Here is an 18,392-nt window from a genome sequence, read left to right on the forward strand (position 1 = left end):
GCAAGGCGAGCTAAATCCGCTCGCGGGCGTTATTCGCCGGCGGGCGGTTGTGGTGCAGACGAAGACAGGGTCGAGCCCTCGCCACCATCCTGGCGCGGCTTGCGGGAACGGCGACGGCGACGGCGCTTTTGACCCTGGTCGGCCGAGCCCTCGCCACCGCGATCCTCGCGCGGCTCGCGCTCGTCGCGAGCCGCGCCACGCGAAGCCTTGGCAGCAGCCCCCCCGCCATCTCCGGGACGGCGGCGCGTGACCTTGACCTCGCCATCCGAGACCTGATCGGCCACGGAGGGCACTGAAGGCTTCTGCTGCGCGCCCGAGGAATGGCGACGGCGCGAACGCGGCGCGCGCTCCTCCTCGCCACGTGACTTGCCGCCCTTGTCGGCAGGCGCGTCGGAGGCCGAGGCGCCCTTGGAAGCGGCACCAGCCTCGCGAGCAGCTGCGGCGCGGAAGGCGTCCTCGCGCTCCTCGCTCGACAGATGACGGCGGCGACGTCGTGTGGGGTTCATGCCACCGCCGCGATTCTGCTGCTGGGGCTGTTGAACCTCGCGCTCGCGAGCGCCGTTCTTGCCGGCGGCTGCGGCCTCGCCGGCATCGGCAGAGCCCGCACGCTTGCGGCGGCGACGGCCGCCAGCGGCCTCCTCGGCCTCAGGCGTTGCGGCATTGCCACGGCCCTTTCCGCGGCCACGGCTCTCGCCCTGGCTCTGACCGGCGCGAGCATCGGATTCGGCATCGCGACGACGACGCTTGGGCATCGACGTGCCAGCAAGACGGTCGGCGCTCGACAGGCCATCGCCCACGTCGACGCCGTTCTCGCGGTCGAGCTCCATGAGCGCCAGGCGCATCTCGGGCGACTCGATGCGCTCGAGCACATCGCGCGTCACGCAGTCGGGGCGGCAATTGCAGCCCTGCTCGGCAGCCTTCTTCTTGCAGCCCTCCGAGCAGGTCATATCGGCCAGGTTGACCTTAAAGACTTTGCCGTTCTCTAGGCGCAGCACCAGCTGCTCACGCGGCGTGTCATATTCCTGAATACGCGCCTTGCCGAGCGGCGTATCGATGAGCGTCTTCTTTTTGGGCGCGCGGCTCTTAAAGTCCTTGTAGGCCTCGAACTCGTAGCGCAGGCAGCACATCAGGCGGCCGCACACGCCGCTGATCTTGGACGAGTTGAGCGGCAGGTCCTGCTCTTTTGCCATGCGGATCGAGACGGGCTCAAACTGTCCGCCAAAGCGCGTGCAACAGAGCTCCTGTCCGCACTGGGCATAGCCGCCCACCAGGCGGGTCTCGTCGCGCACGCCGATCTGGCGCATGTCGACGCGAATGTGCAGCGTCGAGGAAAGGTCCTTGACGAGCTGACGAAAATCGACGCGCTCCTCGGCCGCAAAATAGAACACGGCCTTCTCGCCGCCAAACAGGTACTCCACGCCGACCGGCTTCATCTCGAGGTCGAGCTCCTTGACCAGGCGACGGAAATCGACCATGGCCTCGTCGCCCTGGATGGCCAGATCATCGGCAAGCTGCAGGTCGATGTCGCTCGCCACGCGCAGCACGGGCTTGAGCGGCTGGCCGATCTCGTCCTGCGGTACCTCGAAGGGATCGGCCGTGACCAGGCCGATCTCGGTTCCGCGCTCGGTGGAGCAGATGGCATAATCGGCCTCGAGGATATCCAAATCCTGCGGGTCGAACCACAGGTCGCGCGAGGCGTAGGTAAACTTAACGGGTACGACTAACGGCATTTCAGTGCCTTCCTGATATCGAACAGCATGACCTCGATGGCCAGCTGGGGAGTAACGTTTCTGGCGATGTTGCGCTCGGCGGTTGCGACCGCTTCGAGCGCCTGGGTGGCACCCGCAACATTGGTCGCGGCGGCAAGCCGACCGATCGTGTCGCGCACATCCTCGTTCACGACGTCGGCCGCCTCATCCTGAAGCGTCAGCAGCACGTCGCGCATGAGCGTCCGCGCGCTCGCCAGCGCTTCCATGATACCCGAACGCTCGCGCGCGTTGAGTTCGCGCTTGTTGCGGTCCTCAAGCTGCTTCAATGCTCCACGCGACAGGTAGTCGGCATTTTGCTCGAGCACCTTTTCCTGCGTGGACTTGACCTCGGCCAACGGCGCCTTGACGGCGACGATGAGCGACTTGGCACGGCTGAGTACATCGGCCTCGTCGGCGGCAATGAGTGAGTCGATGGCACGGATCATCTGGCGACGGGCGTCCTGGCGCTCGGCGCTCTTGAGGAACTCGATACCACGCGTGGGGCTTCCCGCCACGGCGACGGCCATGCGGCAGCGCGCGGGATCCTGCCCGGTGGCGCGGCTCACGGCCTGCGCGGCCACGGTGGGAGACACCAGCCGAAACGGCACACACTGGCAGCGGCTCACGATGGTGGGCAGCATCACGTCTGCCGAGGTACCCAACAGGATGAACATGACGCCCTCGGGCGGCTCCTCGAGCGTTTTGAGCAGCGCGTTGGCGGTGTTGGCGCGCAGCTGCTCAGCACGGTCGATGATGTAGACCTTTGCCTTGGCGCGGATGGGCGCCAGCGGCACGTCGTCGAGCAGCTCGCGGGTCTGGGCGATGAGGTAACCCGTGGCGCTCTCGGGCGTGTAATAGTGCACGTCGGGATGCGTATGTCGAGAGACGCGCACGCAGCTGTCGCATGCGCCGCAGCCGTCCTGCTCGCACAGGAAGGCTTGGGCGAGCGCCCACGCGGCGTCGAGCTTGCCCGCGCCGGGCGCGCCCAAAAACAGGTAGGCGTGCGACGCGCGACCGCTAGCGACGGCATTGGTCAAAAAGTCGCGCACGCGCTCTTGGGTGTCGAGCCTGGCCAGCAGGCTTGCCTGAGCGGGGGCCATGTTACTCGGCCTCCTTGGCAAGCGCGGCGGCAACGGCTTCCTGCGGAATGTCGAGACCATACGCGCGAACCTGCTCGACCGTCTTCTCGAAGACTTCCTCGACGGTCGCAGTGGCGTCGATGAGCTTTACGCGGTTTGGCTCCTCGGCAGCGATTGCGCAAAAGCCCTGGTAGACACGCTCCTGGAATGCCACGCCTTTTGCCTCCATGCGATCTGCCGCGCCACGGGCTGCCATGCGCAGCGCCGCCTGCTCGGGCGCGATGTGATAGACGAGTGTGAGCGCCGGGTGCGTACCCGCGACGGCCAGGTTGTTGGCGTCGCGCACTATCTGGCGATCGAGGCCATCGGCAAACGCCTGGTAGCAGGTCGTGGAATCGTAGAAGCGATCGCACAGGACCACCTTGCCGGCAGCGAGGGCGGGCGCGATGACCTCGTGCACCAGCTGGGCACGCGCAGCCTCGTAGAGCAACAGCTCGCAGGTATCGCCCATCGTCGTGTTGGCAGGGTCGAGCAGCAGGGCGCGAATCTTTTCGCTGATGGCAGTGCCGCCCGGCTCACGCAGGGTCACAACCTGGTAGCCGGCAAGGTCGAGCGCACGGGCAAGCAGGCGCGCCTGCGTGGACTTGCCGGCACCGTCGACGCCCTCGAGCGTGATAAAGCTATGTTGAGCAGGCTCAAAAGCCATGGGCGCAGCCCCTTCCTACAAGGCGCGTAAATGCGAGTTATAGCAACCAAGCCATGATACCCCAGTGCTCGGCACGTCCCCAATGGCTAAAGGCGCCTTTCCAAAGTTGCGGTGAAATAGGGACTGATTGAAGCTCTAAGACCGCCAAACAGTCCCTATTTCACCGCAACGTATGATGGGGAATTTTGGATGCTGGGTATAATCGTCGTATTGCATTGAAATGTGGCGAAAGGAGTGGCAATGTCTCGGTATTGCGCCTCGTGCGGCAAGCTTCTTGAAGATAATGCCAAGTTCTGCACCTCGTGCGGTGCACCCGTTGAGCAAACAGCCGCGAGCGATAGCCAGCCCGCTTTTGAGCAGACCGGCTCCCTTGATACGCCGCAAGCCAAGGCGGACGACCCCCTCGCCTATAGCCCCGACCCCGCCGCAAGGACCGAGGCCGTCGAGACCACGCAGCGCATACCCGTCGCGAGCGGCTCGCCCCAACAGCAGCCGGCTCCCGCATACGCGCCCGCTTCGCCACAGACCCCCGCTCCCAAAAAGAGCGGCACCGGGCCGCTTATCGCCGTTATCGTTGTGCTGGTGGCGATCATCATCGCCCTGGTCATCTTCTTTGCGATCAGACCGTTCGACAACGCCGCCACGCAGACGACTGCCGAGGTAGCTAAGCTGCACCATGACGTCGACGACGATGACCTAAAGCCTCTCGGCAATCCCAACAGCCTGTACGACGATGATGACGATGACGACGAGGATGGCGGCGAAGCAACGCTCTCCGAGCAGAACCTCTACCGTCGCCTGAGCGAATACTACGACCTGCTCGAAGATCTCGACAGCCAGGTCCGTGGCTGCGCGCAGAACTTCAACGGCAACTATCTGGAAGAGGATCAAACCACCCGTCAAAATCTCGCCGACGTCGCCGAGCGCACGGAGGACACCATCGAGCAGTATTACGACATCGTCGAGGACCTGGACGTCCCGACGAGCTCCAAGAACTACAGCTCCTGGAAGGATATCATCGCCCTGTACGACGACCTGGATCACCGCATTGACGCAATCTGTGATGCCTGGGAGATCAGCCTGAAATACGCCAAGCCTGCGGACCACAAGAATGAGATCGTGGCGCCGCTGTCGCGCGACAACGTGGCGGGCACCAATGACAATAAGTACCGCCTAGACTTTGAGGAGCGCTATCCCGGCGCTAAGCCTGTCGAGGTGAACTAGCGCTTTGTCGTTCCCGAGCCGGCAGTTAGGGACGTTCCTAAACTGCCGGCAGAAAAGGAACGTCCCTAACTGCCGGTCAAAAAAACGAGCGAGGATCGCGGGGTCCTCGCTCGTTTTTTTGGGCAATGTTTCGACTGCGCCGTTACTTGTCGGCGGCTGCTTTCTTGGCAGTCGACTTCTTCGCGGTCGTCTTCTTGGCGGCAGTGGCTTTCTTAGCCGTCGTCTTCTTTGCCGTGCTCGCCTTGGTTGTGGTCTTGCGACCGCGGGCGGGCTTCTTCTCCTTGGTCGGGCAGTCCATGTTGACGCAGATACGCCACGGACCGCGCGCCGTGTTGACCACCACGATGGGGGCGCCGCACTCGGGGCAGGTCTCGCCCGTCGCCTCGAGCTTGCCGCGCGCCGGCAGCGGATAGCTCACGCCGCAGTCATCGTAGTTGGTGCAGCGGATAAAGCGCTTGCCGCTCTTCTCGCTCTTGTGCGCGATCAGGTCGCCGTGACGTCCGGCCTCGGCACACACCTTGCACTCGCCCACCTTAAGATCGGGCTCGTAGTTGGTGGGGCACGTGGGGTTCACGCAGATCTCGAAGGCCTTCTGGCGGAATGGCTGGCACTTGATGCGCGGCGCGCCGCACTCGGGGCACACGGCGGCCTCGCCCTCGAGCGGGCTCACCTTGACGCCACTCGGCACCGGATAGGTCACGTCGCAGTCGGGCCAACCCATGCAGCCGATAAAGCTGCCGCGGGTCTTGGCGCTCGTCTTCATAACCAGGTCCTTGCCGCACTTGGGGCAGGCGCCCACGCGCGCATCGGCCGTGACGGCGTCGCTGATGGCGTCGCCCAGCTCCTGCGTATGCTTGAGCAGCTCGTCGAGCACGCCGGCCAGCAGCGCGCGCGAGTGCGTCACGACATGCTCTTCGGTGTCCTCGCCGCGCTCCACGCGGGTCATGTCGCCGTCGAGCTCGCTGGTCATATCGGGGCTCGTGATGCGCGGGGCAAACTGCGACAGCGCGTCGATGATGGCGATACCCAGCTGGCTCGGCTCAACGGGATCATTTTTGAGATAGCGCACGGCATACAGGCGCTCGATGATGCTCGCGCGCGTGGACTTGGTGCCCAGGCCGCGCTTCTCCATCTCCTGCACGAGCTTGCCCTGGCTGTAACGCGCGGGCGGCTCGGTCTGCTTGGCCTCAAGCTTAATGTCGAACACGTCGACCGTGTCGCCCTGCTCAAGCGGCGGCATCTGCTCGTCGCGCTTAAGGCCGTACGGGTAGGCCTCGCGGAAGCCCGGGGTCACGAGCACGTCGCCCGAGGCCACGAACGGCTCGCCGCTCACGTCGAGCTCGAGCTTGGTGTTCTCGATGGTCGCGGGACCCATAAGCGTCGCCAGGAAGCGGCGGGCGATGAGGTCGTAGAGCTTACGCTGGCCGCCATCGAGCGTGGACGGATCGCCTTCGCCCGTGGGGTAGATGGGCGGGTGGTCGGTGGTCTCGACCTTGCCGCGCGTGGGCTTCATGGGGCCGGCGAGTACCTTTTTGCACACGGGCGCCAGCGCCGGGTTGATCTTTGCCAGGTCGCTCACCACGGCGCCCAGATCGAGCGTCGCAGGGTACACGGTGTTGTCGACACGCGGATAGCTGATGAGGCCCGCCATGTAGAGGGACTCGGCGATGCGCATCGTACGCGCAGGCGAGATGCCCTCGGCCGCGGCGGCAGCCTGCAGCGAGGTCGTCGCGAACGGCGTGGGCGGCTGCTGCTTGCGGGAGCGCCTGGTCACCGCGGCGACGGTTGCCGTCGTAGCGCCGTCGACGTGGCCGTACGCCGTCTCGGCAGCATCTTTATCGGTAAAACGCGCCGTCTTGTGCGCAATCTTAAAGCGGTCATCCTCGGCAGCACCCTGAGCGGCACCCATGCCGCGAATCTGCCAATAGTCCTCGGGCACAAACGCCATGCGCTCGCGCTCGCGCTCGACCACCAGGGCAAGCGTCGGCGTCTGCACGCGGCCGGCGGAACGCACGTTGCCAAAGCCGCCAAACTTGGCGAGCGTCAGGTAGCGCGTGAGCACCGCACCCCAAATGAGGTCGATGTGCTGACGGCTCTCGCCGGCGTCGGCCAGGTTCTGGTCGAGCGAGACAAGGTTATCGAAGGCCTGCGTGATCTCGGCCTTGGTAAACGAAGAATACTGGGCGCGGGCGACCGGCAAGTCGGGCGCCACCTCGCGCACCTTGTTGAGGGCGTCCGAACCGATCAGCTCGCCCTCGCGATCGAAGTCCGTGGCGATGATGACGCTGTCGGACTTTTTGGCGAGGTTCTTAAGCGAGCGGATGAGCTCTTTCTCGGCCGGAAGCTTAATGACGGGCGCCCAGGTGAGATAGGGCAGGCTCTCGAGCTTCCAGCCCTTGATGGAAATGCCATCGGCAAGGAACGGCTTGCGCTTGGTGTCGTACGGCGGGCGGGCCAGGCCATCGGGCATATCGGCCGGCAGCATTTCGCCGTCCTCCGTGACCGAATACCAGCCCAACTTTTTATCGAACAGCACACTGTCGCAAAAATCGGGTGCCAGGATGTGACCGGCAAGGCCGATCGTCACGCACTCCTCGCCCTTCCACTCAAAACGGTAAATGGCGGTGTTGTACACCTTGTCCTTTTTGGGCTTGCCCGTGGACAGACGCTCGGCGATCTGACGCGCGGCGTCGTTTTTCTCAGCGATGATGAGCTTCAAAAGAGGCTCCTATCTCGTGTGTCTGCGGCTGCGCCCGCCCTCTTGGCGGCCGACTTACGCCCTTGCTTGCTCAATCTGCCCGATGAGCCAATCGCACCAGGCATCCATGCCCTCGCCCTTGCGCGCGCTCACGGCAAACCGCGGCGCCTGCGGATTGAGGTCATCGAGTGTCTTAGTATACCTATCCATGTCAAAATCGAAAGCCGGGGCCACGTCGACCTTGTTGAGCAGCTGCGCGCCGGCGTGTTGGAAGATGCCCGGGTACTTGATGGGCTTGTCGTCGCCCTCGGGCACCGAGAGAATCATGATGGACAGGTTCTCGCCCAGGTCAAAGTCGACCGGGCAGACCAGGTTGCCCACGTTTTCGATAAAGATGACGTCGATGTTCTCCAGACCCACAGCCTGGTCGAAGGCGTCAACGGCCTCCATGATCATGTTGCCCTCGAGGTGGCACAGGCCGCCCGTGTTGATCTGGATGGCGGGCATGCCGGCTTCCTTCATGGTGATGGCGTCGACGTCCGAGGCGATATCGCCCTCGATAACGGCACAGCGCAGGCTGGCTTTGTCACGCAGGCGCTCGTTGGTGCCCAGAATCGTGGTGGTCTTACCCGAGCCAGGGCTCGACAGCACATTGATCACGTAGGTGTCCGTCTGCTCAAACCGCTTACGCAGCTGATCTGCCAGGCGCTCGTTGCGCGACAGAATCGGCGACGCGATATCAATCGTTTTCTCGGCCATACTTAGCGCTCCTTACTTTGGCCCTTTTATACCCCATCGCTAGATGGCGAGCGTGCTAATCGTCGGGGGTCTCGATCTCGATACTTGCGATGTCGAGTTCGCGGCCATGCAGCAGACGCACGTTGGCACCGCCACATTGGGGACAACGGCAATGGAAACGGTCGTGCTCAAAGACCTCACCGCAGTCCAGACACTCGCTTTGTGGATGGACTTCCTCCACGGCAAGCTCGCAGCCGCGCGTGAGCGGGTCCTCGTCGCGAAACGTCTCCCACGCAAAGTCAAGCGCCTCGCGCACGACCTCGGTCATATCCCCGATACGCAGCGTTACCAAAACGGCGCGCGAGGCCCCCGCCCCACGCGCCGCGCGAATCACTGTATCGAGTATGCCGTTGACAATGCCAACCTCGTGCATACCGATTTACTCCTCGTCGTCCTCGTCGTCCGAGAACAGGTCCAGACGGCTCACGAACAGGCCCTCCTTGCCCTCGCGCGCGGTAATGACCACGCGAGCGATGGCGAGCGAAATCTCGTAGAGCGAGAGCAGGGCGCCATACATGAGACCCAGCGTAACGGGCGAGCCGTCGGGCGTAATCACAGCCGAACCCACGAGCAGGCCTACGTACACGTAGCGCCAGGCGCTGCGGAAGGCCGCATAGGACACGATGTGGAAAACGGACAGGTAGAAGATGATGAGCGGCAGCTCAAACGCCACACCAAAGCCGATCATAAAGAGCAGCTCCATGTTGACGTAGTTCTCCAGATCGGGCAACGCCGTAGCGACAGCCGAGGTCTCGCCGATGAGCCACTCAAAGCCCGCCGGGATGATGATGAAGTAGCAGAAGATGGCACCCAGGAAGAACAGCACCGTCGAGGCGAGCACCGTGGGCACAACCCACTTGCGCTCGTTGGGGCGCAGTGCCGGCAGGAAAAATGCCAGAATCTGCCAGATGATCATGGGCGTGCACATGACCACGGCCATCTTGATGGCAAGCGAGAAGCGCAGGCCAAAGCCGCCGAGCGTGGTGGTGATGTAAAACTTACCGTCCGGCACAAAGGAGCGGATGGGGTCCTCAAGAATATCGAGCACCACGGGCGTGGCAAAGTACAGCACGATGGCGGCGGCAAACACCGAAACGACCACGATGGTCAGGCGGCGACGGAGCTCTCCCAGGTGATCGAAGAGCGGCATGCGCGCAGGTCCGATCGGCATTACTCATCGCCTCCCTTCGGGGCGTCGGCGGCAGCAGCCTCGGCATCGTCCTCGACCTCGAGCTCGCGAGCGAGCTGGTCGACGACGGCCTTGCGCTTGCGGGGACGACGGGCGTAGAGATCAGCCGTCGTGGGCTCTGCCGGCTCGGGCTTGGGCTCTGCAGCAGGCTCGGGGTCCGCAGCAGCAGCGTCAGCATCGGCGGTCGCAACCTCAACGGCAGCACCCTCGGCAGCGACCTCGCCCTCAGCAGCACCCTCGCTTGCGGCCTTCTCGGCAGCAAGACGGGCGCGACGCTCGGCAAAGGTCTCCTTCTTGGCGGGCGCTGCCGTCTCGGTGGCATCCTCGTCCGCATCGGAATCGTCGTCGGCCGCAGCAGCCTTCTTGGGCTTGACCGGCGCCGACGCGGCCTCACTCACCGGATCGATAATCTCGGACTGAACAACGGCCGTCATCTTTTCCTGCGTCTCGCGGAACTGACGGATGGCACGGCCGATCGTACGGCCCATCTGCGGGAGCTTATCCGGGCCAAACAGCAAAAAGCCGAAGACCACGATGATCGCGAGCTCACCCTCTCCAATACCAAACACACATACCTCCAAGGCTCGATGTGAGTCGAGCCCGCACCGCGCCATTCGGCCGGAACTCGTCTATTCATTCGGTCAAGTATAGCGCCCGGACGCCAAAACGTCCGAGCGCATCACAAACATATGCCAAACGGCACGCCCCTTTTGGGGCAGGGCCTATGCGGCCGTGATCGAAATCTCCTGGTCGACACCCAGCAGCTGAACCACGCGCATCACCGGAGGCTGCACGTTAACGCAGCTAAAACGCTTGCCGTGATCGGCTGCGTGGTGCGCGGCGCCCACGAGCACGCCAATACCCGTCGAATCGATATAGCTCACCTGGGCAAAATCGAGCTCAACGGCCTCAGTGGGCTGCTCGAGCGCCAGGTCGATGGCATTGCGCAGGCTATCGGCGTTAGAGATATCGATCTCACCGGTCACCTTAATGGTGTAGAGCTCTGGCGTGGGGTTGGTGGAAATACCCAAATCCATGTATACGCTCCTTTACGTATCGAAAGTGCGGATAGTACTAGGCGCGGACTTGCGGGGCCCTACGCGTTAGGCGCGCTCGGCACGCGCAAGCTCGGCAGCGACGAGCTTGACAGCCAGCACCAGCACATCGAGCGCAGCCTCCAGGTCCTCGACCGTGGGATAGCTCGGCGCGATGCGGATGTTGGTGTCGCGCGGATCCTTGCCATAAGGCCAGGTGGCACCAGCCGGCGTGAGCTTGACGCCCAGGTCGGCACAAAGCGCGGCGACCTTCTGGGCCGAGCCCTCGGGGCCATCGAAACTCACAAAGTAGCCGCCATGGGGATGAGTCCAAGTGGCGCAACCCGTGTTACCCAAGCCCTCGGTGAGTTTACGCTCAACGGCCTCAAAGCGCGGGCGCAGGAACTCGGCATGCTTTTTCATGTGCTCCTTGACCGCCTCGATGGTGGGAAGGAAACGCACGTGACGCAGCTGGTTGAGCTTATCGGCGCTAATAAGACCGGCCTTCAGGCGCTTGGAGAACTCGGCGATGACCGCGGGGCTCGCACCGATAAAGCCGATGCCGGCGCCCGGGAAGGTGATCTTGGACGTCGAGGCAAAGGCCACCACGCGATCCTCGGTGCCCGCCGCGCGAGCGAGGTCAAAGATATTTGCGAGCTCGTCGGTCTCGTCGTACAGGTCGTGCACGCAGTAAGCGTTGTCCCAGAAGATGCGGAAATCGGGCGCGGCCGTGGGCATCTCGACCAAGCGGCGCACAGTGTCCTCGCTAAAGGTGATGCCCGTGGGGTTGGAATACTTGGGCACGCACCAGATACCCTTGATGGAATCGTCGGCGGCAACCAGGCGCTCGATCTCGTCCATGTCGGGGCCGTTGTCGGTCATCGCGACGGGGACGTTCTCGATGCCCAGATCGGCGGTGATGCCAAAGTGGCGATCGTAGCCGGGAACAGGGCACAGGAACTTGACCTTCTTGCCGTCGTGCGCTGCCTCGTAAGCCTCCCAAGGGTCGCTGCCGCACGAGCCGCAACGCCAGAACATACCGGCGATATCGTGCTCGATCAGCAGGCTCGATGAGCCCAGTACGAGCGTCTGCTCGGCAGGACAACCCAGGAACTCCCCCGCCAGCTTGCGTGCCGAGGGAATGCCCTCAAAGCAGCCGTAGTTGGAGCAGTCGACGTTGCCGTCATGCAGATCGGCATCGGCATTGAGGATATCGAGCATGGGTCGAGAGATGTCCACCTGGGAGGGCGACGGCTTGCCGCGGGCCATGTCGAGCGCCAGGCCCTTGGCCTTGACCTCGGCGACCTCGGCTTTGAGCGCCTCGATGGCGGCATCGAGTTCGGTGGTTTCCATCTTCTGGTAGATCGTCTGCATGGGGTGCGACCTTTCGCGAAGCGGTACGTTGCAGTTCGTCTAAGTATAGACCGCCATCGTCGCAACGTTATGAAGCCGTGATAGATTAAGTTCATCGCAATCAATTACGAATCGCCGCGCATGCCGGCGTGGGGCGCCCAAGGAGGCACTATGGAGTACGGATCGTTTCAGGCCGAGGAATTCGGCGACTTGCAGCGCCTGGTCGACGGACTGTTTTACGACCGCCACGCCATCGACCGCCTGGATCTGATCGTACAGGCCGAAATCTTGGACCTGGCGCCCGACCTCATGGAAATCGTGAACCTTTTGCCGCCCGGCTACTACGACCGCCAGTCACTTTGCGACCAGCTCAACTCCGCCTTGGCCGCCCACGGCTGGGGCGCCGTCTACGGCACCGTGGAATAAGCCTCGAGGCCGGCATTTGGCCCGTTTCCCGACCCTGGCGAGGCTTGTTTTAGGGCTTGTGGCCAAAAAAGGGCAAATATGAGTACTGTCACCTTTTTAGTAGCAGCGTTTCTTGGTCGAAATCGGCAAAACTCGACTTGAAACTCCCTAATCACCGTCAGCTAGCGCCAAATTGGAAGTCGATGGTCACTCATTAACGTACAGTTCTTATAACTTTGTTCATTATTTTCCGCACCTAAAATGATACGCCGTTTGTGACAGTACTCACAAACGGCGTTTTTTGACCACTGGCGTGTCTGGCAGGCGGCAAGCACCGCCCGAATCCGCATTTTGAACGCGCCCGAATCGGTTCTGGAGCCGGTTTTCGCGCTCTTACTCGTCTTTGGGCGAGGGATGCTTGCAGACCACGCTCATGTAGATCATGCCGAGCACGGCTGCGGTGACCGAACCGGCGAGAATAGCGGCCTTGGCTGCAAGAACCTCAAACTGGGCCGTCGGGAAAGCAAGGCCGCTGATGAGAATCGACATGGTAAAGCCGATACCGCCCAGAATGCCCACGCCGGCAATCATGTGCCAGTTGACATTGTGCGGCAGCTCGCAGGCCTTAAGCTTAACCAGGGCAAACGTCATACCAAAGATGCCGATCGGCTTGCCCAGCAGCATGCCAAAGTACACGCCGAGCGTCACCGGGTCGGTGAGCAGTGTGCTCATGTCCACGCCCACTAAGCGAACCTGAGCGTTTACGAACGCAAAGATCGGCAGGATCACAAAGTTGACCGGCGTGGAGATCAGACGCTCCATGCGGATGAGCGGCGGGGTCACGCGGTGCATGACGCGCTCGACCTTGGTAGTCGAGACGGTAAAGTCATGCTGGCCCAGGATGTGTGCCTCGTCGTCGTAGCGGTCATCGAGCAGCGGCAGGCACTCGCCCAGCCAATCGGTGAGACTATCGAGCTTGACGCCGCACTTGGCCGGAATGGTGAAGGCCAGGATGACGCCAGCAAGCGTGGCATGTACGCCGCTCTTGAACATGCAGAACCACAACAGCAGACCCAGTACCGAATACGGGGCAAGGCGGTAATGCTGCGTCTTGTTGAGCCACACGAGCGCGCAGGTCACAAGTGCGGCGGCGCCCAACCAAAACGGATTGGGGCTCTGACCGTAGAAAATGGCGATGGCGGCGATGGAAATCAGATCGTCGGCGATGGCGAGCGTCGAGAAGAACACGCGCACGCCGTTGGGCACGCGATTGCCCAAAAGCGACAGCACGCCCAGCGCAAAGGCAATATCGGTTGCCATGGGGATGGCCCAACCGTTGCGGGCGCCGGCATGGTTAAAGATCAGGTAGATGCAGGCGGGAACGACGACGCCGCCCACGGCCGCCAACATGGGAAGCATGGCCTGACGCGGATTCTTGAGCTCGCCGACCGTCATCTCGTACTTAAGCTCAATGCCCACCAACAAAAAGAAAATCGCCATGAGGAAGTCGTTGACGAAAAGCTCAACGGTGAGACCAGCCGTAAGGTTACCCAGACCCACATACAGCGGGGTCTCCAAAAAGTGATGGATGGCCTCGTAGGCATCGGTATTGGCGCAGATGACGGCGGCGATGGCGGCGAAGACCATGACGGCGGCGGAAATCGTGCCGTTCTCGGCGATGCGCTCCCAGATGTCGTGACGTTCAAAGCGCTTGCGCTCACGAACGTTGAACAGCTGCTCAGTTGCTGCCATGGGCGGCTCCTTTCACGGGAAAGCTCCCGTCTTAAAAAAGCACGGCCCGCCCAAGTGGCGGCGCCGCGCTCTAACGTATTACGCTTGCATCTAGCCTACCCTGCACGACAAGCACGCAGGCGTGGCCGAAAAGCGGAACCACAGGTTGAACATTATTTGCTCAACGGCACGGGCACGCCTGTCCAAGAGACAACGCGGTTCCGTGCACAAAAAACGACCGGAGCGCGGGGCGTCCGCGATCCGGTCGTGGCGTTCGGTCAACTAAACCTAGCAGGCGGCCATGATGGGGGCAGCGACCTGCTTCTTACGGGAGAGGACGCCCGGCATCCAGACGCCGTCGTGCTCGTCAGCGATGCCCAGGCCCTTCTGAGCGGCCTCGGTCTCACCCTCGAGCAGGACCTGCGAGCCCTCCTCCATGATGTCGGTGATGCACAGGACGATGCCGTCGGCACCCTTCTCGGCGGCATAGGCGCGCATGGCCTCGCGGATCTCGTCAATCATGCCAAGCGCACGGCTCTTGTCGACAGTCTCGTACTGGCCAATGAGCAGCTTCTTGCCAGCGGGCTCGAACATCTTGATGTCGTTGCCGACCATCTCGGCTGCGGTGAAGGAGCCGGACGGACGGGTGAGGAAGACCTCCATGCCAAACTTGACCGGGTCGACGCCCACCTGCTCGCCGAGCTTGGCGGCGACGGCGCGGTCGACATCGGTGGTGGTGGGGCTCTTGAGCATGAGCGTGTCGGTCATCATGGCCGAGAGCAGCAGCTTGGCCTGGACGTCGGAAAGCTCAACGCCGAGCACGTCGGCGAGCTTGGTGACGATGGTGCAGCTGGAGCCCCAGGGCAGGCAGATGTAGTGCAGCGGGCCGGCGGTCTCGAAGTCGCCGATGCGGTGATGGTCGACGACGCCAAAGACCGTGGCGTCCTTAAGGCCTGCGACGGACTGGGCGGACTCGTTGTGGTCGGTGAGGACGACGAGCTGACCGGCCTCGACGGACTCAATCACGCGGGGCTCGGCGATGCCGGCGTCGGCAAGCAGCTTGGCGGACTCTGCCGGAAGCTGACCAAGGGCGCAGGCCTCGTAGGTGTTGCCGGCATACTCAACCTGGTTGAGCAGCTGGGACAGGACGACGGCGCTCATGATGGCGTCGTTATCGGGGTTCTGGTGACCAAAGACAAGAACGTTTGCCATGGGTTTCCTCCATATGCGTGTGTGTACTCATACGTGTCTATGGTAGCACGCTGACGCCGAACCTTCTGAAACGGAAGGGGCGCAGCGCAATTTGGGACAAACGTTGAGGCGAGGCCTACCCCCTCACCACCCGCCCCTTGCATCAGCTATTTACCGGCGGCGCGCAGGGCTACGTAGGCGGCACCGATGATGCCGGCGTCGTTGCCGAGCGAAGCGACCTTAATGGGCGTCTCGCGCGAGGCGGAGAGCGCGTACTGCTTAAAGTGCTCGCGAACCTTGTCGAGGTAGACATCGGCCGAGGCGGAGGCGCCGCCGCCGATGAGGAACATCTCGGGATCAACCACGTTGGCAATAAGCGCCAGTGCGCGGCCGAGATAGTCGGCCATGGTATCGGCCGCGGCCAGCGCGAGCTTGTCGCCCTCGCGGCAGGCCTGGAACACGTCCTTGGAATCGGAGGGGCCGGTCAGCTCGATGGGCTCGACGCCCGCCTTTTCGCACTCGGCAAGGTAGTTGCTCACCACGCCGGTGGCGCTGGAATACTGCTCCAGATGGCCATGGCCGCCGCAGCCGCAAGTGCGTTCCTCAGCCGGGTTCAGGCACATGTGGCCAATCTCGCCGCCGGCGCCCACAACGCCTGATACCACGTCGCCGTTAACGATAACGCCGCCGCCCACGCCGGTACCAATGGTGACCATCACCACGTTCTGTACGCCCTTGGCAGAGCCGAGCCAGGCCTCGCCCATGGCAGCGGCGTTGGCATCGTTCTCGTACTTAACGACCGCGTCGGGGCAGTGCTCCTGAATGGCGACTCTTAGCTCAGGCAGGTTAATGGCAATGTTGGCCTTGACCTTGGCATCGCCCGATGCCGGGATGGGGCACGGAACGGCCAGGCCAATACCCGCCACAAAGGCGCGCGGAATCTGGGCCTTGGCGACCACCTGGTCGATAGCCTCGGTCACCGCGGCAAAGCCCGCAGCGTCAACGATGGGAGGCGTGGGCACGCTGGCCTTGGCCAGCAGGTTGCCGTCCTCGTCGAACAGGCCCTCCTTAACCGAAGTGCCGCCGACGTCGATGCCGATGTAATACTGCTTAGGTTCCATGGGAGCCCGCCTTTCTCGTTTAAACATTGCCTGTATGGTACCGCTCCCAAGGCAAAAACCTGCCAAAAAGGGACAGGTTTGTTTTGGCAGGTTTTATCTGGGAAAACGCAAGGCATGAGATTCGGTTCGCTGGGCGGCAAAACGGCCCAACCCCATCTTCGAGCCGATCAATTTGCTCAATACCACATTATTCGAATGCATATTCATTTAGAGCGCTCTAGTTAATATAGAAAAGCGTTTTTTGATTATATCTTTCTCGAACTTTTCAAAACGCAATAGGGATGCTTAGGCGTGGACTATACTTTCGTTTGTACTCAATCAAGCCGGAAAGGAGGTTCCATGATTCCCAAATACGAGGCAATAGCTGCAGATATCCGTCGAAGCATCGAGGACGGCGCTCTAAAGCCGGGCGACAAGCTGCCCACCGTCGTTGAGTTCTGCGAGCTCTATAGCGTTTCCAAAATCACCGTCAAACGAGCTATTGAGCAGATTACCGATGAAGGTCTTGTTACCAGCCGGCGCGGATCGGGCACCTACGTTAAGGACACGGCGGGGCTTCCCGGCCAGGCGTTTTTCCAGGGCAAGAACGATCGCTCCCAGGGCTTTTCGTACGAGCATCGCGGGGAGAAAGTGACCTCGGTGGTCTACGATTTCTCGATCGTCAATCCGCCGGCAGAGGTTGCGACCCAGCTGGGAATGGCCGAAGACGACTTTGCCTATCACATCGTGCGCGTACGCGAGGTCGATGGTCAGCCCATCGTTATCGAGTATACCTATATGCCACTCGAGCTGATTCCGGGTCTTAAGAAAAAAGACCTGTACGCGTCGGTCTACAGCTTCATCCGCGAGCAGTGCGGACTCAAGATCTCGAGTTTCCACCGCACCATTCGCGCCGTCGCGGCAACTGAGGAAGAGGCTGAGCGCCTGGATACCAAACCCGGCTCTCCCCTGCTCGAACTCAACCAGATTGGCTTCTTGGATAGCGGCACCGCGTTTGAATATTCTATCTCGCACAACGTAGGCGACCGCTTTGAGCTGCACAACGTAACGCTGGCCTAGTTTTGTAATCCGGTGGGTGCTCGTTTTGAGCTGTCTTACGCGGCACCCGCACAACCTTATGGGAGTATTCACATGTCCGATTTGATTAAACTCACGCCGATTTTCCACGAGAAGATCTGGGGCGGCCGCCAGCTCGAAACCGTATTTGGTTACGACATTCCCGAGGGTCCCATCGGTGAGTGTTGGGCTATCTCGGCCCACCCCAACGGCGACTGCCAGATCGCGGAGGGCCCGTACGCCGGTCACACGCTGTCATGGCTGTGGGCCGAGCACCGCGAGCTCTTTGGCAACTGCGAGGGCAAGGAGTTCCCGCTGCTCATTAAGATTCTGGACGCCAAGGACGACCTTTCGATCCAGATCCATCCCAACGACGAGTACGCCGCCGAGCACGAGAACGGCAGCCTGGGCAAAACCGAGTGCTGGTATGTGCTGGACTGCGAGCCCGGCGCCACAATCATCGTCGGCCAGCGCGCCAAGGACCGCGCCGAGGCAGCACAGATGATCGAGGACGGCCGCTGGGACGAGATGCTCAACGTGCTGCCGATTCACAAGGGCGACTTTTTCCAGATTGACTCCGGTACCGTGCACGCCATCAAGACCGGTACGCTCATTTTGGAGACGCAGCAGTCGAGCGATGTGACCTATCGCCTGTACGACTACGACCGCCCCGGCACCGACGGCAAGCTGCGCCCGCTGCATATTGAGCAGAGCCTCGACTGCATCGATTTTGATGTTCAGGCGCCGACCGACGGCACCGTGACCGCGCCCGAGGTCGACGGCGTGACCGAGCTCGAGTCCAATCCCTGCTACACCGTCGATCGTGTGCGTGTCGACGGCAGCAAGACCCTCGACCAGCGCTGGCCCTTCATGTGCCTGTCGGTCATCAACGGCGAAGGCACCGTCTGCGGCGACCCCGTCCACAAGGGAAGCCACCTGCTGGCCCCGAGCACCGTCAGCTCCATCGACCTCGAAGGCAAGATGGAACTGATTATTAGCCACCTGTAGGTCACTGGTACCCGAGTGCTCGCCGGGATGGGCGCGGGGTTTGATCGCCTG

The 18,392-nt window shown here is 62.3% G+C and carries 17 protein-coding genes; 4 read left to right on the forward strand and 13 right to left on the reverse strand.

What is annotated here, in order from left to right:
* Positions 1-29: 29 nt before the first annotated feature.
* From PMW70_RS04770 to tmk, 3 genes are read right to left on the reverse strand one after another with little or no spacing between them, the layout of a single operon-like run.
* Entirely contained in the window at positions 30-1,730 is a 1,701-nt protein-coding gene (locus PMW70_RS04770) for a PSP1 domain-containing protein (protein WP_117757650.1), read from the reverse strand.
* A complete protein-coding gene (locus PMW70_RS04775; RefSeq protein ID WP_271744026.1) occupies positions 1,721-2,848 on the reverse strand; it encodes a DNA polymerase III subunit in 1,128 nt (375 codons plus the stop codon). Before PMW70_RS04775 ends, PMW70_RS04770 begins: the two co-directional genes overlap by 10 nt.
* Before the next feature lies 1 nt (position 2,849).
* Positions 2,850-3,533, reverse strand: coding sequence for a dTMP kinase (gene tmk / locus PMW70_RS04780; protein WP_117772884.1), 684 nt, complete (start codon positions 3,531-3,533; stop codon positions 2,850-2,852).
* Between the two features lie 240 nt (positions 3,534-3,773).
* On the opposite strand from tmk, the gene PMW70_RS04785 reads away from it, so the two are divergent.
* Complete coding sequence (locus PMW70_RS04785; RefSeq protein ID WP_271744027.1) at positions 3,774-4,757, forward strand: zinc ribbon domain-containing protein; 984 nt, start codon at positions 3,774-3,776, stop codon at positions 4,755-4,757.
* 142 nt (positions 4,758-4,899) lie between these two features.
* On the opposite strand, the gene PMW70_RS04790 is transcribed toward PMW70_RS04785, so the two are convergent.
* From PMW70_RS04790 to PMW70_RS04820, 7 genes are all read right to left on the reverse strand, one after another.
* A complete protein-coding gene (locus tag PMW70_RS04790; protein WP_271744028.1) occupies positions 4,900-7,476 on the reverse strand; it encodes a DNA topoisomerase I in 2,577 nt (858 codons plus the stop codon).
* 54 nt (positions 7,477-7,530) lie between these two features.
* Complete coding sequence (hypB, locus tag PMW70_RS04795; RefSeq protein ID WP_271744029.1) at positions 7,531-8,214, reverse strand: hydrogenase nickel incorporation protein HypB; 684 nt, start codon at positions 8,212-8,214, stop codon at positions 7,531-7,533.
* 55 nt (positions 8,215-8,269) lie between these two features.
* Positions 8,270-8,626: a hydrogenase maturation nickel metallochaperone HypA gene (gene hypA / locus PMW70_RS04800; RefSeq protein WP_117565013.1), complete on the reverse strand. Its 357-nt coding sequence runs from the start codon at positions 8,624-8,626 to the stop codon at positions 8,270-8,272.
* A 6-nt stretch (positions 8,627-8,632) separates the two neighbouring features.
* On the reverse strand, positions 8,633-9,424 hold the full coding sequence (gene tatC / locus PMW70_RS04805) for a twin-arginine translocase subunit TatC (RefSeq protein ID WP_055285525.1): 792 nt from the start codon (positions 9,422-9,424) through the stop codon (positions 8,633-8,635).
* Positions 9,424-10,011, reverse strand: coding sequence for a Sec-independent protein translocase subunit TatA/TatB (locus PMW70_RS04810; RefSeq protein ID WP_271744030.1), 588 nt, complete (start codon positions 10,009-10,011; stop codon positions 9,424-9,426). The genes tatC and PMW70_RS04810 overlap by 1 nt, the downstream gene beginning before the upstream one ends.
* A gap of 153 nt (positions 10,012-10,164) precedes the next feature.
* Complete coding sequence (locus PMW70_RS04815) at positions 10,165-10,479, reverse strand: STAS domain-containing protein (RefSeq protein WP_089572422.1); 315 nt, start codon at positions 10,477-10,479, stop codon at positions 10,165-10,167.
* Positions 10,480-10,545: 66 nt separating this feature from the next.
* Positions 10,546-11,850 (reverse strand): aspartate aminotransferase type Ic, encoded by a 1,305-nt coding sequence (locus PMW70_RS04820; RefSeq protein WP_089572423.1) that lies wholly within the window; start codon positions 11,848-11,850, stop codon positions 10,546-10,548.
* A 150-nt stretch (positions 11,851-12,000) separates the two neighbouring features.
* Between PMW70_RS04820 and PMW70_RS04825 the strand changes: the two genes are divergently transcribed.
* Entirely contained in the window at positions 12,001-12,255 is a 255-nt protein-coding gene (locus PMW70_RS04825) for a hypothetical protein (protein ID WP_022093864.1), read from the forward strand.
* 372 nt (positions 12,256-12,627) lie between these two features.
* Here PMW70_RS04825 and nhaA read toward each other — a convergent pair whose 3' ends face one another.
* The 3 genes from nhaA to PMW70_RS04840 all read right to left on the reverse strand — a co-directional run bounded on the left by nhaA (position 12,628) and on the right by PMW70_RS04840 (position 16,277).
* Positions 12,628-13,986 (reverse strand): Na+/H+ antiporter NhaA, encoded by a 1,359-nt coding sequence (gene nhaA / locus PMW70_RS04830; RefSeq protein ID WP_099432234.1) that lies wholly within the window; start codon positions 13,984-13,986, stop codon positions 12,628-12,630.
* Between the two features lie 267 nt (positions 13,987-14,253).
* Positions 14,254-15,177, reverse strand: a complete 924-nt coding sequence (locus PMW70_RS04835) for a manganese-dependent inorganic pyrophosphatase (RefSeq protein ID WP_117646235.1) — start codon at positions 15,175-15,177, stop codon at positions 14,254-14,256.
* A gap of 146 nt (positions 15,178-15,323) precedes the next feature.
* Positions 15,324-16,277 carry an ROK family protein gene (locus PMW70_RS04840; protein WP_232049578.1) on the reverse strand — a complete coding sequence of 318 codons (954 nt, stop codon included), beginning with the start codon at positions 16,275-16,277 and terminating at the stop codon, positions 15,324-15,326.
* 339 nt (positions 16,278-16,616) lie between these two features.
* Here PMW70_RS04840 and PMW70_RS04845 point away from each other — a divergent pair, with 339 nt between their 5' ends.
* Together PMW70_RS04845 and PMW70_RS04850 are read left to right on the forward strand one after the other, a co-directional pair.
* Positions 16,617-17,336, forward strand: a complete 720-nt coding sequence (locus PMW70_RS04845; RefSeq protein WP_271744031.1) for a GntR family transcriptional regulator — start codon at positions 16,617-16,619, stop codon at positions 17,334-17,336.
* Positions 17,337-17,408: 72 nt separating this feature from the next.
* Positions 17,409-18,341, forward strand: a complete 933-nt coding sequence (locus tag PMW70_RS04850; protein ID WP_271744032.1) for a type I phosphomannose isomerase catalytic subunit — start codon at positions 17,409-17,411, stop codon at positions 18,339-18,341.
* Positions 18,342-18,392 lie beyond the last annotated feature (51 nt).

The sequence above is a fragment of the Collinsella aerofaciens genome (assembly GCF_028209625.1).
Classification (GTDB): Bacteria; Actinomycetota; Coriobacteriia; order Coriobacteriales; family Coriobacteriaceae; genus Collinsella; species Collinsella aerofaciens_AM.

What these genes read in the sequence shown, in the direction of transcription:
- tatC (WP_055285525.1), bottom strand. Translation starts at nt 9,424, where the DNA reads ATGCCGATCGGACCTGCGCGCATGCCGCTCTTCGATCACCTGGGAGAG.
- PMW70_RS04835 (WP_117646235.1), bottom strand. Translation starts at nt 15,177, where the DNA reads ATGGCAAACGTTCTTGTCTTTGGTCACCAGAACCCCGATAACGACGCC.
- PMW70_RS04840 (WP_232049578.1), bottom strand. Translation starts at nt 16,277, where the DNA reads ATGGAACCTAAGCAGTATTACATCGGCATCGACGTCGGCGGCACTTCG.
- PMW70_RS04850 (WP_271744032.1), top strand. Translation starts at nt 17,409, where the DNA reads ATGTCCGATTTGATTAAACTCACGCCGATTTTCCACGAGAAGATCTGG.
- PMW70_RS04770 (WP_117757650.1), bottom strand. Translation starts at nt 1,730, where the DNA reads ATGCCGTTAGTCGTACCCGTTAAGTTTACCTACGCCTCGCGCGACCTG.
- tmk (WP_117772884.1), bottom strand. Translation starts at nt 3,533, where the DNA reads ATGGCTTTTGAGCCTGCTCAACATAGCTTTATCACGCTCGAGGGCGTC.
- PMW70_RS04815 (WP_089572422.1), bottom strand. Translation starts at nt 10,479, where the DNA reads ATGGATTTGGGTATTTCCACCAACCCCACGCCAGAGCTCTACACCATT.
- PMW70_RS04820 (WP_089572423.1), bottom strand. Translation starts at nt 11,850, where the DNA reads ATGCAGACGATCTACCAGAAGATGGAAACCACCGAACTCGATGCCGCC.
- PMW70_RS04775 (WP_271744026.1), bottom strand. Translation starts at nt 2,848, where the DNA reads ATGGCCCCCGCTCAGGCAAGCCTGCTGGCCAGGCTCGACACCCAAGAG.
- PMW70_RS04825 (WP_022093864.1), top strand. Translation starts at nt 12,001, where the DNA reads ATGGAGTACGGATCGTTTCAGGCCGAGGAATTCGGCGACTTGCAGCGC.
- nhaA (WP_099432234.1), bottom strand. Translation starts at nt 13,986, where the DNA reads ATGGCAGCAACTGAGCAGCTGTTCAACGTTCGTGAGCGCAAGCGCTTT.
- PMW70_RS04845 (WP_271744031.1), top strand. Translation starts at nt 16,617, where the DNA reads ATGATTCCCAAATACGAGGCAATAGCTGCAGATATCCGTCGAAGCATC.
- hypA (WP_117565013.1), bottom strand. Translation starts at nt 8,626, where the DNA reads ATGCACGAGGTTGGCATTGTCAACGGCATACTCGATACAGTGATTCGC.
- hypB (WP_271744029.1), bottom strand. Translation starts at nt 8,214, where the DNA reads ATGGCCGAGAAAACGATTGATATCGCGTCGCCGATTCTGTCGCGCAAC.
- PMW70_RS04785 (WP_271744027.1), top strand. Translation starts at nt 3,774, where the DNA reads ATGTCTCGGTATTGCGCCTCGTGCGGCAAGCTTCTTGAAGATAATGCC.